Source organism: Stenotrophomonas sp. FR010 (assembly GCF_047520755.2).
Classification (GTDB): Bacteria; Pseudomonadota; Gammaproteobacteria; order Xanthomonadales; family Xanthomonadaceae; genus Stenotrophomonas; species Stenotrophomonas sepilia.
On record NZ_JAXBQT020000003.1, the window covers coordinates 36,281 to 50,435 of the forward strand.

The window sequence follows — 14,155 nt, forward strand, 5'->3', positions numbered from 1 at the left end:
CCGTCCATGCATGTCCTCATGCTCTGCAAACGGCAGTACACCGGACGCGACCTTATCGACGACCGCTACGGTCGACTCTGGGAGATCCCGGAAGCACTTGCACGCCGTGGGCATGCCATCAGCGGAATCGCACTGAGCTATCGGCATCGAGATTCCGGGAATTTCCTGTCTGCGGCAGGGGTTCAATGGCGTTCCATCAACGCTCTTTCACTCGAGACCATCCAGTTAGAACGTGCAATCAGGCGACTTCACCAGCAGCACCCTATCGATGTCCTCCTGACAAGCTCTGATGCGCCATGCACCGTGCTCGGTGCAAGCTTGGCGAAGCACATCCATACTCCTCACGTTGCAGATCTCTACGACAATTACGAATCTTTCGGACTCAGCCGGATCCCAGGCATGCGCGCCGCGTTCCGTCGCGCATGTGCGGGCTCAAAGGCAATCAGCGCAGTAACACATGCCCTGGCTGATCACGTGAAATCCACCCTTTCAACACCTGTTCCAGTACATGTCATTGGCAACGGGGTCCGCCGGGATCTGTTTCATCCGATCGACAAACGTGTCAGCAGGGAGATGCTTGGTCTTCCCGTGAAGGCTCGCCTGATTGGCTGTGCCGGCGCCCTCGATCAAAGCAGGGGGATTGAAGATCTATTCCGAGCATTCCAGGCACTTTCAGAGCGCCACCCCGACATCCACCTCGTCATTGCCGGCCCCAGGGATGCCACCCTTCGCCGCTACCCACATCCCAGGATCATCGATTTCGGCGTCATCGGCTGGAAGCAGGTCCCGTTACTAATCAATTCACTCGATGTATCAGTAGTCTGCAATCGAAATTCAGGGTTTGGGCGATTCTGCTACCCATTGAAGCTAGCGGAATCGATTGCCTGTGATGTGCCGATCGTCGCCTCAGACGTTGGTGACACACGGCGGATCGGCGGGGGCGCAATACGCGCATACGCCCCCGGCGACATCAATGATCTCGTAGAATCCATCGATCTTCAGCTTCAGATGCCGCTTTCCAATACCGCCCTGAGGGCCTTCGACTGGGAAGAGCGAGCCATTCAGATGGAAGCGCTTCTTCTAGAGGCGACACGCTCAAATCACCCCTGAACTCTCGTTCAAGCCCCGGGACCGGACTGTCGTCTAGCGACAGGATGTGGGCACATACCGGGCGTCCAACCCTCCACAAGACCAGTTCACCGCCCCGTTGGTATCGCTCGCGGTAAGAACTAGTGTCTGTCCGGCGACCTTCGCGCTGGCCGAAGAAGCAAAGGCAACCGAGATCGATCCGGTACCGTCAACGGTCACCGATCGGACGAATTTTCCGGATACCGACCCTGGAGCAGCCATGCCCGCGGCGCGATTGTCGGCAGGAAACTGCCCATGGTCGGAGTAGTAGGTGGCTATTGCCTCCTTGGCCCCGGTCGACAACGAGAGCCCCTCAGCTACCTGTCCTCGAGCAACATAGTCCTGGTAGGCCGGCAGCGCAATTGCCGCCAGAATGGCGATGATAGCGACCACGATCATGAGTTCGATCAAGGAAAATCCACGCTGATTCATGTACTACTCCCCTGTTGTTTGTTGGCTCGCCACCAGCCAATGCTCCAGGCCCTCAATGTCCCGGTCATATGCATGGCGATGATTGACGGCTCGCAGGATCCCCAATCCTTGCCTAGCCTCACTGACCTGAAGCAAGTTCGATGCCAACCCCATCCTCAACAGCCACAGCCGACATCCCAGGTCTTTCGGTGAGATTTGCACGGCCTCACGAATGAGCCTCATCGCTAGATCCGGGTCCCTCATTACGTTGAAGGCGTAGTTCGAGAACACCACCCGGACCCTCGACGAGCGGGGATTCTCTGCAGTTGCGGTCGACAACAGAGCAAACAGCACCTGCTCTTCAGCTGGCCTGCACCCCCCCTCAACCCGGCATGCAACGATCGCTTCAAGCGCCCCGACTTCCTGTGGTCCCAATGACCGCCTGGATATCTTCCGCTCAAGTGCCGCCCATACCTCCGGGAGCTGCGCCCGCCCTTGATTCGACTTGAGAATGATCAGTGCCTGCTCGGGAAGTGGCGAACTGCCGGGCAATGAGGCCGCATGTGTGAACTCCTTCTCAGCCAGGGCCCAGGCCGGGGAAGCAGGATCGGCAGGGGCCGATGCCAGCAGTGCTCGTCCAAGTTCATAACCGGCCCGCGAAGAATCAGGATTACGGTTGGACAACGTGAGAGCAAGGCGCATCGGATCTGCCCACGTCTGCACCTGGATCCACCCCATGGCCGCAACAAAAAGTAGCAGGACTCCCCCTACCGTACGGCGTGCCTCAACGGTCCACCTTTGCATCAGCGCCCCCAGTGGTTGCACCAGAGCAAGAGCGACACCCGCGATTGCCAGGTAATTCCGATGCTCGAAAGCCAACTCCAGCGGCACAACGTTACTGGTCAGCAAATGGCTGGCAAAGAACCATCCGATGCCAAGTGCCGTCAGGGGCCAGCGCTTGCGCAGCCCCCAGGCCGCTGTCAGCAGCGCGACCAGCGCCAGCATCGGGACAATGAAAACAGTTGAACGCCAGGATGGGGGGACCTGCGCATTGTCGTAATAGAACTTCAACGACTCAGGCCAGGGAAGCATGATCTGCTGAAGGTAGTTCAACAAAATCGCCGGCTGCGAATACAACCGGCCTGCCAAGCTGAAATCACGTGCGGAGTAGCGCTCCGGCACCAGGGCGCCAGGCAGAATCACTGCAAAGTACAACAGCGCCGCCCCTGTGGCCCCAAAAGCATACAGAACGGACAGTGCACGGGCGCGCGTTCCATCCGGATTCCGGAATTTGAGGAGAAACACCTCAATCAGCAGTGTGTAAACCGGGATCAGTATCGCGGTCTCTTTGAAGGCAAGGCCAATCCCGGCTCCGACTACAGCACCGCACCACCAGAACAACGCTGCCCGGGAACACGGAACGCTGCTGCGCGCCTTGAGATAACAGAGAAGTGCGATCAGGGCACCCGTCGCTCCTCCCATCTCCATGCGTTGCACAACGTAAAGAACGGTAGACACCTGCAATGGATGAACCATCCATGCGGTGGCGACCATGAAGGCCGTCAAGCGCACCTGTGACGACGACATGCTGAGCACTCGCCCGATCAGCCCGGACGCCAGAGCAAATACCAGCATTGAATTCAGGAGGTGCAGAGCCAAGCCCGTCACCTTCATCGGCCAAGGCGCCAAGCCGGTAAAGTAGTAGTTGAGGCCGAAACTGAGCAGCGCCAATGGGCGGCCCACGTCGCCCGTGACCCCGTTACCCATGACCTGCGCGATGGAAGTAAAGTCCAGCGAGGTCAGGCGCCAATCAGGATCGTCCACCAGATTTGGAAAGTCATCAAATATGAATCCCCCATTCAAGCCATTCCAATAGACGCCCACTCCCAGCAACGCCAGCAGGACAAGACCCGCCAGGGGCAGCAGTCGCTGCGCAGGCACACTTCGCATCGAATAGAACTCCCCTTGCCCCAAAAAAGAAAGGGCCGCAGAGCGGCCCTTTCCCGATACCGCTATGCCGTCTGCGCGATTAGCGGCAGGACGACGGACGGTACTTGGCGTCGATGGTACCGGAGCTCTTGCAATCCCAGGTGATCGAGCCGCCCGCATCAGCCGGAGTCAGCACGAAGGTCTTGCCTGCAACCTTGGAGCTAACCGAACCCGAGCCCTTCATCATTGCGGTAATTGCACCACCGGTGCCAACAGTCACGCTGGTCACGTACTTGCCGCTGATCGACGAGGCGCCAGCCAGGCCAGCCAAGGCATTGGTGGTCGGGAAGGCGCCCTTGTCGGCGTAGTACTCGGTAACAGCGGTCTTGGCGCCCGAGCTCAGGGTCATCGCTTCGGAAACCTGCGAGCGTGCCACATAGTCCTGGTAAGCCGGCAGCGCAATGGCAGCCAGGATGGCGATGATCGCAACAACGATCATCAGTTCGATAAGGGTGAAGCCCTTCTGTTTCTTCATTTGGTACATCCCCAAGATAAGTGGTGGTTGATTTCAGAAGTCAGGATCGGTCTGACCAGTGGCCAGCTGAGCGGGTCCTGCCCCCTGCGGGTGGATCAACGCAGGTTGCGTGCCAACCCCGGCACGCCTCCCCCTGGATTTCCCCGCGCCCATGATGGCAGCTATTTCACGGATGGGAACCCCCCGGGTGCGAATCTGCGATGGACGCGGCAATGTGACGCAGTACGTCACCTTTGGTCGGCACCCGGCACGAATTCGCATCATGAGCCCCTTGGCAACTGCCCATACGGGCATGAACCCGCTACCATCGACGACTAGACGCCCGCCTGGGGATGGCGGGTCTTGGGGAGCCGATATGTCTGTCAGTCGCAGTGCGATCAAGAAGGAGCCCGTGGCGCGCAGCACCACGGACCTGCAGCCGTTTGTCTGGGTGGGGACCGACAAGCGGGGTGTAAAGATGAAAGGGGAGCAGGCCGCGAAAAACGCGAACCTGCTGCGGGCCGAGCTGCGCCGCCAAGGCATCACCCCGGGCATGGTTAAGCCAAAGCCCAAGCCACTGTTCGGAGCAGCCGGCAGCAAGGTTTCGCCGAAGGACATTGCTTTCTTCAGCCGTCAGATGGCGACGATGATGAAGTCCGGTGTGCCGATCGTCTCAGCGCTGGACATCATCGCCAGCGGGCACAAGAACCCACGCATGAAGAAGATGGTGGACGGCATCCGCACCGATATCGAAGGCGGATCGTCCCTTCATGAGGCGATCAGCAAGTATCCGGTGCAGTTCGACGAGCTCTATCGCAACCTAGTGCGTGCGGGTGAAGGCGCCGGTGTATTGGAGACGGTGCTTGATACCGTGGCCAACTACAAAGAGAACATCGAAGCCCTGAAGGGCAAGATCAAAAAGGCTCTGTTTTACCCTGCAATGGTCATTGCGGTGGCGCTCTTGGTCAGCTCGATCCTGCTGATCTGGGTGGTTCCACAGTTTGAAGACGTTTTCAGGGGATTTGGTGCCGATCTGCCTGCCTTTACTCAGATGATCGTAGCCGCATCCCGGTTCATGGTCTCTTGGTGGTGGCTGATCGCGATCGTCGTCATCGGCAGCATCGTCGGCTTCACCATGGCCTATAAGCGCTCGCCAAAGATGCAACACGGGATGGATCGCTTGATCCTGAAGGTGCCAGTCATTGGCCAGATCATGCATAACAGCTCGATCGCACGCTTTGCCCGTACCACCGCTGTGACCTTCAAGGCCGGCGTGCCGCTGGTAGAAGCCTTGGGTATCGTGGCAGGCGCCACCGGCAATACGGTTTACGAGCATGCCGTACTGCGCATGCGCGACGACGTCTCGGTCGGTTACCCGGTCAACATGGCCATGAAGCAGACCGCCCTGTTCCCGCACATGGTCATCCAGATGACCGGCATCGGCGAAGAGGCCGGCGCCCTGGACGCCATGCTGTTCAAGGTGGCCGAGTACTATGAGCTGGAGGTCAACAATGCCGTTGACGCCCTGAGCAGCCTGCTCGAGCCGATGATCATGGTGTTCATTGGTATCATCGTCGGTGGCCTGGTCATTGGCATGTACCTACCCATCTTCAAATTGGCATCGGTGGTCTGACACATACATGGCATTTCTCGACCAGCATCCCGGCCTCGGCTACCCCGCCGCGGCCGCCCTGGGGCTGCTGCTGGGCAGTTTCCTCAACGTCGTCATCCTGCGCCTGCCCAAGCGGCTGGAGTGGCAGTGGAAGCGCGATGCGCGCGAGGTCCTGGAGGAACCGGACTTCTACGAGCCCCCACCACCGGGGATCGTGGTCGAGCCCTCGCACTGCCCGCACTGCAAGCACAAGCTGAGCTGGTACGAGAACATCCCGCTGTTCAGCTGGCTCATCCAGGGCGGCAAGTGCCGCCACTGCAAGGCGCCGATCTCGCTGCAGTATCCGCTGGTCGAGGCCCTGACCTCGGTGCTGGTGCTGGCCTGCGTCTGGCAGTTCGGCTTCGGCTGGCAGGGCTTCGGCGCCATCGTGCTGACCTGCTTCCTGATCGCCCTGTCCGGCATCGACCTGCGCACCCAGCTGCTGCCCGACCAGCTGACCCTACCCCTGATGTGGCTGGGCCTGATAGGCAACATCGACAACCTCTACATGCCGGCCAAGCCTGCATTGGTCGGCGCGGCGGTGGGTTACCTGTCGCTGTGGATGGTCTGGTGGCTGTTCAAGCAGCTGACCGGCAAGGAAGGCATGGGTCACGGCGATTTCAAGCTGCTGGCCGCCCTCGGCGCCTGGTGCGGGCTGAAAGGCATCCTGCCGATCATCCTGCTGTCGTCGGTGCTGGGTGCCATCATCGGTTCGATCTGGCTGTACACCCGGGGCCGTGACCGCGCCACGCCCATTCCGTTCGGCCCCTACCTGGCCATCGCAGGCTGGCTGTACTTCATGTGGGGCGCGCCCGTGGTGGAGCAGTACCTGGTGTTGAGCGGACTGCGCTGAGGGGAATCCCCATGAGCCGGTATGTGGTGGGCCTGACCGGCGGCATTGCCGCCGGCAAGAGCGAGGTGACCCGGCGCTTCGAGGCGCTGGGCATCGTGGTGGCCGACGCCGATCTGGCCGCCCGCGCGGTGGTTGCTGTCGGCAGCCCTGCACTGGGCCGCATCGCCGAGCGCTTCGGCGCCGACATGCTGCTGACGGACGGCAGCCTTGACCGGGCGCGCTTGCGTGCCCACGTATTCGCCGATCCGGCCGAACGGGCCGCACTGGAAGCGATCACCCATCCGGCCATCCGCCTTCTGATGCAACAGCAGTGCGAGCAGGCCACCAGCCCCTATGCGATTGCCGCCATTCCGCTGCTGACCGAGGTCGGCGGGCGGACCGCCTACCCGTGGCTGGACCGGGTGCTGCTGGTGGATGCGCCCGAAGCCGTGCAGCACGCCCGGCTGATGCAGCGCGACGGCATCGACGCCGCACTGGCCGACAAGATGATCGCCGCCCAAGCCAGCCGCGCGCAGCGCTTGGCACTGGCCGATGATGTGGTGGTCAACGATGGCCACCCGGAGGACCTGCAGGCGCAGGTGGAAGCGCTGCATGCGCGGTATCTGGGGTTGGCTGGGGGCTGAGGCGTGATTGCCGGCCAGCGGCCGGCACTACCGAACAGCATCCACGCATGGCGTGGATCTACCCGGCGCCAGCGTGGAACTGCTGTAGAGCCGAGCCCATGCTCGGCTGCGATCATCAAGCCGAGCATGGGCTCGGCTCTACAAAGTGTTCTGCATCCACGCATGGCGTGGATCTACTCCAGCTGCAGGCGCGCATAGCGGGCCAGTTCTCGTGCGCCAAGCAACAAACCGTCGACGACGTCGGGGCTGAGCTGCTGGTGCGCACCACCCTGCTCGCGGGCCGCCTCGGCGGCGTGCAGCACCTGCATGAGTGCATTCAAGCCGGCCAGGGTGCGACTGAGGCCGGCCATGGTGGCCGCCTGTGCCGGGCTCAGTCCCTCCGCTTCCAGCCGTCGGCCGTCGGCTGCATCGCGCCCGTCCATGCGGGCCAGCAGCGTGGGCAGCAGATCCTTGGGATCATCGAGCAGGACTTCGATGCGCTCGGCGACGTCGGCCGGCAGCAGGTCGGCGGCTTCGCCGATCAGGGCGTGCAGCTGGGGGAACAAGGGGCGTGCGGACATGGTGAATCTCCTCGCAGACGACGAGCCACCTGCGGATGCAAGGTGGCGGACGGTGCGGGTTGGCGTACCGGAGATCCGACATTCAGCAAAAAGACTCCAGCGGATTCTGATGAATCCCCACGCACCGCCCGCCGAAGCAAGGCACGCGGTGCATTTTCAACGACGGACCGAGGGGTCGTCGAAGAGTGCTGAATGTTGGTTTTTTTCAGGACGCCAATCCCGGCCAGGGCACCTGCCCCGGCCGACCCATCTGGCCATCACGCAGCACCGTGATCTGTAAGGAAATTCTCAAGCCGCAGTTGGGTGTACGAATGCGTGCATGCGGACACGCACGCGGCGTGGCGGCGATCACGGTGATGTCGTGTTGGGCTTCTGGCCCATCACGACTGCAAAGCTAATTTGATGGCACAAGCGACACAGGGCGCAACACGAACCCGGTGTAGAGCCGAGCCTATGCTCGGCTCCGGGAAGCCACCGCAGCCGAGCGCGGGCTCGGCTCTACAAACGTGGAGCACCCACCAAAGTGAAGGCCTTTACAACGGCTTCGGCGAGAATGTCAGGGTGGCGATCACGCCGCGCTCGCCACCGGGGCGCACGCTCACCTGCCAGCCATACAGATCGCACAGGCGGCTGACGATCGACAGGCCGATGCCACCGCCCTGCGAATGGCCGGCATGCGTGCCGCGATAGCCGCGCTGGAACAGCTTGGCGGCATCCTCTTCGCTCAGCCCCGGTCCGCTGTCGGTCACCGACACCGAATTGCTGCCGACAAAGACGCGCACCTCACCATCCTGCGAGTACTTCACCGCGTTGCCGATCAGGTTGCCCAGCGCCACCGACAATGCGGCTTCCGGCGCATCGATCACCAGGTTGCGCTCGCCTTCCAGTGCCAGTTCCAATGGCTTGCCGCCCAGCTGTGCGCGGTGGGCATCCAGCAGCTGTTCGGCTACGCGCGCGACGTTGCTGGTGCCCTGCCCTCGTTCGTTGCGCGACAGCAGCAGCAGCGCGCCGATCAGGTCGCTGCACTGCTGTTCGGCACGCTGGATGCGCTGCAGACGCTGCAGCACCTTCTCATCCAGGCCGGGCCGGGTCAGCAGCAGCTCGGTGGCGCCACGGATCACCGCCAGCGGCGTGCGCAACTCGTGGCTGACGTCGGCGTTGAACTCACGGTCGCGCTGCACCACTTCGGTCAGCCGCGACGAATAATCATCCAGCGCCTGCGCCAGTTGCCCCACTTCGTCATCGGGGAAACGTGGCGCCAGCGGCTCGGGCTCGCTGGTGCCGCCGCGATAGGCGCGCAACCGCGCGGCCAGGTCCGAGACCGGCTTCATCACCTTCGAGGCCGACCACCAGCCCAGCACCAGCGACAGCAGGCTGAACACCAGCACCGACAGCACCAGCGCGCGGTTGAGCTGCTGCCCACCGCGCACGCTGTCGGTCATGTCGTAGGCCAGGAATGCCCAGGCGTCAGGCGTCTTGCGTACGGCCAGCTTGTAGGAATAGCGCTGGCCGCGCTCGTCCACGCCGCCCATGTTGTACAGGCCATCCTTGAACTCGTACCAGTCCGGCTCTTCCTCGCGCAGCGCCTCGAACTTGTCAGGCTTGATCAGGCGCGCACGCATCTGCTGCACGGGCAGGTCGGGGTTGCGATCCGGGCTCTCGTAGAACCGCCGCACGTACTCGTTGATGTTGCGGTTCATCACGTCTTCCACCAGCTGGTTTTCCACGCGCATGCGGGCCCAGTTGGTGGCGAACGCGAACAGTGTCGTCAGGCAGAAGCCCAACAACACGAACGAGACGATGATGCGGCTGCGCAGGCGCCGCCGATACGGCGAACGCCGGCGCTCCCCCTTGGTTGCCACGGAATCAGGCTTCCGGGGTAGCGATGCGGTATCCGATGCCATGGCGGGTCTGGATCAGCGGCACTTCAAACGGCTTGTCGACCACCGCACGCAGGCCGTGGATGTGGACACGCAGAGAATCCGAGTCGGGCAGCTCTTCGCCCCAGACGCGGGTTTCCAGCTCCTGGCGGGTGACCACGGCCGGCGCGGCTTCCATCAGGGCCTGCAGGATCTTCAGCGCGGTCGGGTTGAGCTGCAGCAGCTTGCCCTGGCGGCGCACTTCCAGCGTGTCCAGGTTGTATTCCAGATCGCCGGTTTCCAGCACGCGGGTCTGCACGCCTTTGCCCCGGCGCGACAGCGCGTTCAAGCGCACTTCCACTTCCTGCAGCGCGAACGGCTTGATCAGGTAGTCGTCAGCGCCGGAATCGAAACCGGCCAGCTTGTTGTCCAGCGAGTCGCGGGCGGTCAGCATCAGTACGGGGGTCTGCTTGCGCGCTTCGTTGCGCAGCTTGCGGCAGACTTCAATGCCGTCCATGCCCGGCAGGTTCAGGTCCAGAACGATGGCGTCGAACTCGTGGACCACCGCCAGGTGCAGGCCGGTCACGCCGTCGGCGGCGAAGTCCACGGTGTGGCCACGATCCTCAAGGTAGTCGCCAAGGTTGGCGGCGATGTCGCTGTTGTCTTCGATTACGAGAATGCGCACTGGGACCTCTGGTTCTTGAAGGGTCGTCGGGGGGCCAGGCCCACCTGCTCAGGATGCCCCTGTGCGGGTGGACGCGACGTCTACCTGCTGAACGATACAGGTTCCATTCTTAACATTTCGTACCGGAGGGACGACACCGGCAAACGCCCCCGGGGCGAGCGCTCAGCGGCTGATGCGCTGCTGGTCGGTCAGCGCCCGGCGGCTGTCTTCCTGGGCCTTGCGACGCTGGGCCACGGTCAGGCAGACGCTGGTCGGCATGTTGCTGCCGGTCAGGCGCTCGCGGCGGCAGATCATGCGGCTGTCGGCCTGGGCGCGGGTCATGATGGTGTTGACGATCTCCTGCTCGTTGAACAGGTCGTTGCGCTCCTGCGGGGCCAGCTCATCCACCTTCTCGCGGCCATTCATCTTGATCCGGATCCGGTTCAGCGCCTGCTGCACGCGGCTCTTGTCCTCCAGCCCGATCTCGCTGTAGTCCTCGCTGCCCATGGCCATTTCAACGCGGCGGATCTGTTCGGATACCGGGGTGAAGGAATCCATCTGCACGGTGTCCTTCTGCGCCTTGGCCTGCACGGTGGCCACCAGGCCGAGCGACAGCATCAGGGCGAGCGTAGTGGCGCGGTACATGACGAGCTCCATGTTCGTCCATGAATAGGGTCTCGACTTTACGGTTCCGCCGATGCGTCCACAAGGGACGCACGGCAGGATGACCGATGGCGGCCTGCGACCGGTCCAACCACGGTTACGGCTTGTAGTTGTTGAAGCGCTGGTTGTCGTTGAGCGTCTTGCGGCTGTCTTCCTGCGCCTTGCGGCGCTGGGCCACGGTCAGGCAGACGCTCTGCGGCATGTTGCTGCCGGTGGTGCGTTCGCGGCGGCAGACCATGCGACTGTCGGCGTGGGCGCGGGTCATGATCGTGTTGATCACTTCCTGGTCGTTGAAGATCTCGGTGCGGTCCTGCGGGCTCAACTGCTCCACCCGTTCGTGGTCGCCCATCTTGATCTTGATGCGGCCCAGCGCCTGCTGCACGCGGCTTTTGTCTTCCAGACCGATCTCGCTGTAGTCCTCGGTGTTGATCGCCGTCTCAACGTTGCGGATCTGTTCGGCCACCGGTGCGTTGGCGTCGAACTTCACCTGCCCTTTCTCGGGCTTGGCGTGCGCGGTGGTGGCCAGTGCCAGGCCCAGCATCAGGGCGAAGGGGGTCATGCGCTGCATTGTTACCTCCAGGTTCTTCCATGAGTGGAACATCGGCCCTGCGGTGCCACCGATACGCCGTTACGGCACCCCGGTGGACCGAAAGGCGGTGCGGTCAACGCCCAGCGGGCGGTGGGCTGAGCGTGTTGTAGCTGCGCTGGTCGTTGATCAGCGCCTTACCTTTCTCTTCGATCCGGCGCCGTTCGGCCACGGTCAGGCAGCGGCTCCTGGGCATGTTGCTGCCGGTGGTGCGTTCGTACCTGCAGATCTGCCGGCTGTCATCAAGGCCACGCGCCATCAGGGTGTTGATGCGTTCCTGCTCGTTGAAGACCTCGGCCTGCAGCTGCGGCGGCAGCTCCTGCACTGTCTGGCGTTCGCCCAGGTGCTGGCGGATACGCGACAGCGACTGCTGCACCTGGCCGCGATCCTCCGCAGACAGCTCGGCGTAGTCGGGGGCGGCCAGCGCGGCTTCCACCTGGCGCATCTGCTCGGCGACCGAGCCCTGCCGGTCCATCTGTACAGCGACTTTCTCCGGCTTGGCGGCAACAGCGCCAGACAGGCCCAGCAGCAACGCGATCGTCATGATGCGGTACATCGCCAACCTCCCGATCCATCCCGGAACGAAGGGCCAACTCTACGACCGTCACGCGGCCTCCACAAGAGACCTTGGGCACAGAGCCGACAGGCATAAAAAAGGCCCAGACGGTGCACCCGCCTGGGCCTGAAGTCGTATCCCGATACCGATCCTGCTGAGAGGCAGAGCTGCGGTTCGCTGAAGCCTACGCCGGGGCCGATTAAAGCCTCGTTAAAGCCCCGGATCATTTACCCATGAGAATCACAACCCCATGAATAATCAGGTTTTTTTGATCTTCTCTACGTGTTCGATGATGCGTGTGGCCACGTCGACCCCGCAGGCCGCTTCGATGCCTTCCAACCCGGGCGTGGAGTTGACCTCCAGCACCAGCGGGCCGCGCGCGGAGCGGATCAGGTCCACGCCGCACACCGACAGGCCCAACGCCTTGGCCGAACGCACCGCCACCTGCTGCTCGGCGCGGCTGGCCTTGGCCGCAACGGCGGTGCCGCCAGCGTGCAGGTTGGAGCGGAAGTCACCCTCCGGTGCCTGCCGCTGCATCGACGCCACCACCTGGTCGCCCACCACGAAGCAGCGCAGGTCGGCGCCCTTGGCCTCGCCGATGAATTCCTGCATCAGGAAGTTGGCGTACAGGCCGCGCAGCGCTTCGACGATGCCGCGCGAGGCACTGGCCTTCTCGGTCAGGATCACGCCGCGCCCTTGGGTGCCTTCATTGAGCTTCACCACATGCGGCGGCGGGCCGAGCATGGACAGCAGGTCGACGGTGTCATCGGGGTTGTCGCCGAACACGGTGACCGGCATGTCGATGCCCTTGGCCGCCAGCAGCTGGTGCGCGCGCAGCTTGTCGCGCGAACGCAGGATGGCATCGGACGGATTGGGCGTGCGCGCGCCCATCAGTTCGAACTGGCGCAGCACGGCGGTGCCGTAGCGGGTGATCGAGGCACCGATGCGCGGAATGACCATGTCCACACCGGTCATCGGCCGGCCCTTGTAGTGCATGGAAAAGCCATCGGCGGCGATGCGCATGTAGCAGCGCAACGGGTCGAGGATGCGCACGGTATGGCCGCGCGCGCGCGCCGCCTCGACCAGCCGACGGGTGGAATACAGGGAGCTGTTGCGGGACAGGATGGCGAGCTTCATCGCGGCGGGATCGGTCGGCAGGCGCGCAGCATAGCGCGGGCGTGTGGCGGGCGGATGATGCCCACAAGAATGACCTGAACTGACCAGGGTCTCTCTGCGCGAGCGCGGCACAATCGTACCCCGCTCCCCCCAGGAGAGCTGCCACGTGCCCTCCGCCAATGGGCGGAGGGTACAGGCTCTGCTTCCTACTCGCTCTTCCTATACGCCCCGACGCCATATCGGCCATTTGAGCTCCGGGTGCCGATCGGCACCCGGGGCATCCTTCAACATGGATAATCCGCGACCTTCAGATCATCAGATCGATGCAATCAGATTCACTCTCTGCGCTTGCTCAATAGCCGATGGCGTGAGTGCTGCGGCGGACCCACTCTGTGCCATTGCCGCAATCAGACTATTCAACTCGACGTTACCCACAGTCCGGCCATCTGCAAAACTCAGGACCTCGATCTGTGCACCGATGGAGCCAAACCAACCGCTGAAAGTAACCGAGTCGGCCTCTTCAGCGAAGCTCAGCTGAAGATCATTGCCCTGCCTGAGGAAGCGTGCATCACCTGATCGCAGCCCCTCTCCAAGCACCAGCGTATCAACCGAGTCGCTGGCGTACTGGCCGGTCTCCACGATCGTGTCATGACCATCGCCCTTGTTGAACAGGTAGGTATCGCTCCTGATGCTACCGATCAACGTGTCGTTACCGATACCACCGGCCAGGATGTTGCGGTCGGAGGTTGCCACCACGCTCAGCGTGTCATTGCCGGCGCCACCGTGCAGCTCGTTGCTGCCCAGTCCACCGTCAATGACATCGTCGCCTTCTCCGCCCAGGATCAGGTCGTTGCCGTTCCAGCCAACGATCTTGTCATCTCCGGAGGTGCCCAGCGTGGTCAGCTGCGCCCGGATGTTGGCCGCCGTCCACTGGGTACCGTCGGCAAACACCAGCTTCTCGATGCTGGCCGACGCGTTCTCGCCCAGAGAACTGGTCAGCCAGTCCTTCAGCCGCACCGTGTCACTGCCGCCGGCAAAGCTC

General features: G+C 62.8%; 15 protein-coding genes. 4 read left to right on the forward strand and 11 right to left on the reverse strand.

The features are described 5' to 3' along the window. Positions 1-6 precede the first annotated feature (6 nt). On the forward strand, positions 7-1,110 hold the full coding sequence (locus tag ACM0PK_RS03825; protein WP_111202056.1) for a glycosyltransferase family 4 protein: 1,104 nt from the start codon (positions 7-9) through the stop codon (positions 1,108-1,110). 33 nt (positions 1,111-1,143) lie between these two features. Here the strand turns inward: ACM0PK_RS03825 and ACM0PK_RS03830 are convergent, their stop codons facing one another. The 3 genes from ACM0PK_RS03830 to ACM0PK_RS03840 all read right to left on the reverse strand — a co-directional run bounded on the left by ACM0PK_RS03830 (position 1,144) and on the right by ACM0PK_RS03840 (position 4,003). Next, positions 1,144-1,560, reverse strand: coding sequence for a pilin (locus ACM0PK_RS03830; RefSeq protein ID WP_070490395.1), 417 nt, complete (start codon positions 1,558-1,560; stop codon positions 1,144-1,146). 3 nt (positions 1,561-1,563) lie between these two features. Next, complete coding sequence (locus tag ACM0PK_RS03835; RefSeq protein ID WP_146257844.1) at positions 1,564-3,489, reverse strand: hypothetical protein; 1,926 nt, start codon at positions 3,487-3,489, stop codon at positions 1,564-1,566. Positions 3,490-3,568: 79 nt separating this feature from the next. Continuing rightward, on the reverse strand, positions 3,569-4,003 hold the full coding sequence (locus tag ACM0PK_RS03840; RefSeq protein WP_414607919.1) for a pilin: 435 nt from the start codon (positions 4,001-4,003) through the stop codon (positions 3,569-3,571). A gap of 355 nt (positions 4,004-4,358) precedes the next feature. Between ACM0PK_RS03840 and ACM0PK_RS03845 the strand changes: the two genes are divergently transcribed. The 3 genes from ACM0PK_RS03845 to coaE are packed head-to-tail and all read left to right on the forward strand — an operon-like array spanning position 4,359 to position 7,109. After that, positions 4,359-5,615 (forward strand): type II secretion system F family protein, encoded by a 1,257-nt coding sequence (locus ACM0PK_RS03845; protein ID WP_070490390.1) that lies wholly within the window; start codon positions 4,359-4,361, stop codon positions 5,613-5,615. A gap of 7 nt (positions 5,616-5,622) precedes the next feature. Next, positions 5,623-6,486 carry a prepilin peptidase gene (locus ACM0PK_RS03850; protein WP_065185263.1) on the forward strand — a complete coding sequence of 288 codons (864 nt, stop codon included), beginning with the start codon at positions 5,623-5,625 and terminating at the stop codon, positions 6,484-6,486. A gap of 11 nt (positions 6,487-6,497) precedes the next feature. Continuing rightward, the gene (gene coaE, locus ACM0PK_RS03855; protein ID WP_414607918.1) at positions 6,498-7,109 is read left to right on the forward strand and encodes a dephospho-CoA kinase; all 612 of its coding nucleotides are present in this window, start codon (positions 6,498-6,500) and stop codon (positions 7,107-7,109) included. Between the two features lie 173 nt (positions 7,110-7,282). On the opposite strand, the gene ACM0PK_RS03860 is transcribed toward coaE, so the two are convergent. The 8 genes from ACM0PK_RS03860 to ACM0PK_RS03895 all read right to left on the reverse strand — a co-directional run. Then, positions 7,283-7,669, reverse strand: a complete 387-nt coding sequence (locus ACM0PK_RS03860) for a hypothetical protein (RefSeq protein WP_095377256.1) — start codon at positions 7,667-7,669, stop codon at positions 7,283-7,285. A gap of 533 nt (positions 7,670-8,202) precedes the next feature. Beyond that, positions 8,203-9,573 (reverse strand): sensor histidine kinase, encoded by a 1,371-nt coding sequence (locus ACM0PK_RS03865; RefSeq protein ID WP_053499207.1) that lies wholly within the window; start codon positions 9,571-9,573, stop codon positions 8,203-8,205. Then, entirely contained in the window at positions 9,536-10,213 is a 678-nt protein-coding gene (locus ACM0PK_RS03870) for a response regulator transcription factor (protein WP_005410804.1), read from the reverse strand. Before ACM0PK_RS03870 ends, ACM0PK_RS03865 begins: the two co-directional genes overlap by 38 nt. 162 nt (positions 10,214-10,375) lie before the next feature. Then, positions 10,376-10,837 (reverse strand): hypothetical protein, encoded by a 462-nt coding sequence (locus tag ACM0PK_RS03875; RefSeq protein WP_111202059.1) that lies wholly within the window; start codon positions 10,835-10,837, stop codon positions 10,376-10,378. 115 nt (positions 10,838-10,952) lie between these two features. Next, positions 10,953-11,423: a hypothetical protein gene (locus ACM0PK_RS03880; protein ID WP_111202060.1), complete on the reverse strand. Its 471-nt coding sequence runs from the start codon at positions 11,421-11,423 to the stop codon at positions 10,953-10,955. 94 nt (positions 11,424-11,517) lie between these two features. Next, entirely contained in the window at positions 11,518-11,997 is a 480-nt protein-coding gene (locus tag ACM0PK_RS03885; protein ID WP_111202061.1) for a hypothetical protein, read from the reverse strand. A 258-nt stretch (positions 11,998-12,255) separates the two neighbouring features. Continuing rightward, entirely contained in the window at positions 12,256-13,134 is an 879-nt protein-coding gene (gene rimK / locus ACM0PK_RS03890) for a 30S ribosomal protein S6--L-glutamate ligase (protein ID WP_100440696.1), read from the reverse strand. Between the two features lie 294 nt (positions 13,135-13,428). Then, positions 13,429-14,155 (reverse strand): calcium-binding protein (locus ACM0PK_RS03895; RefSeq protein ID WP_495498510.1); only part of this gene is annotated, 727 nt, incomplete at its 5' end.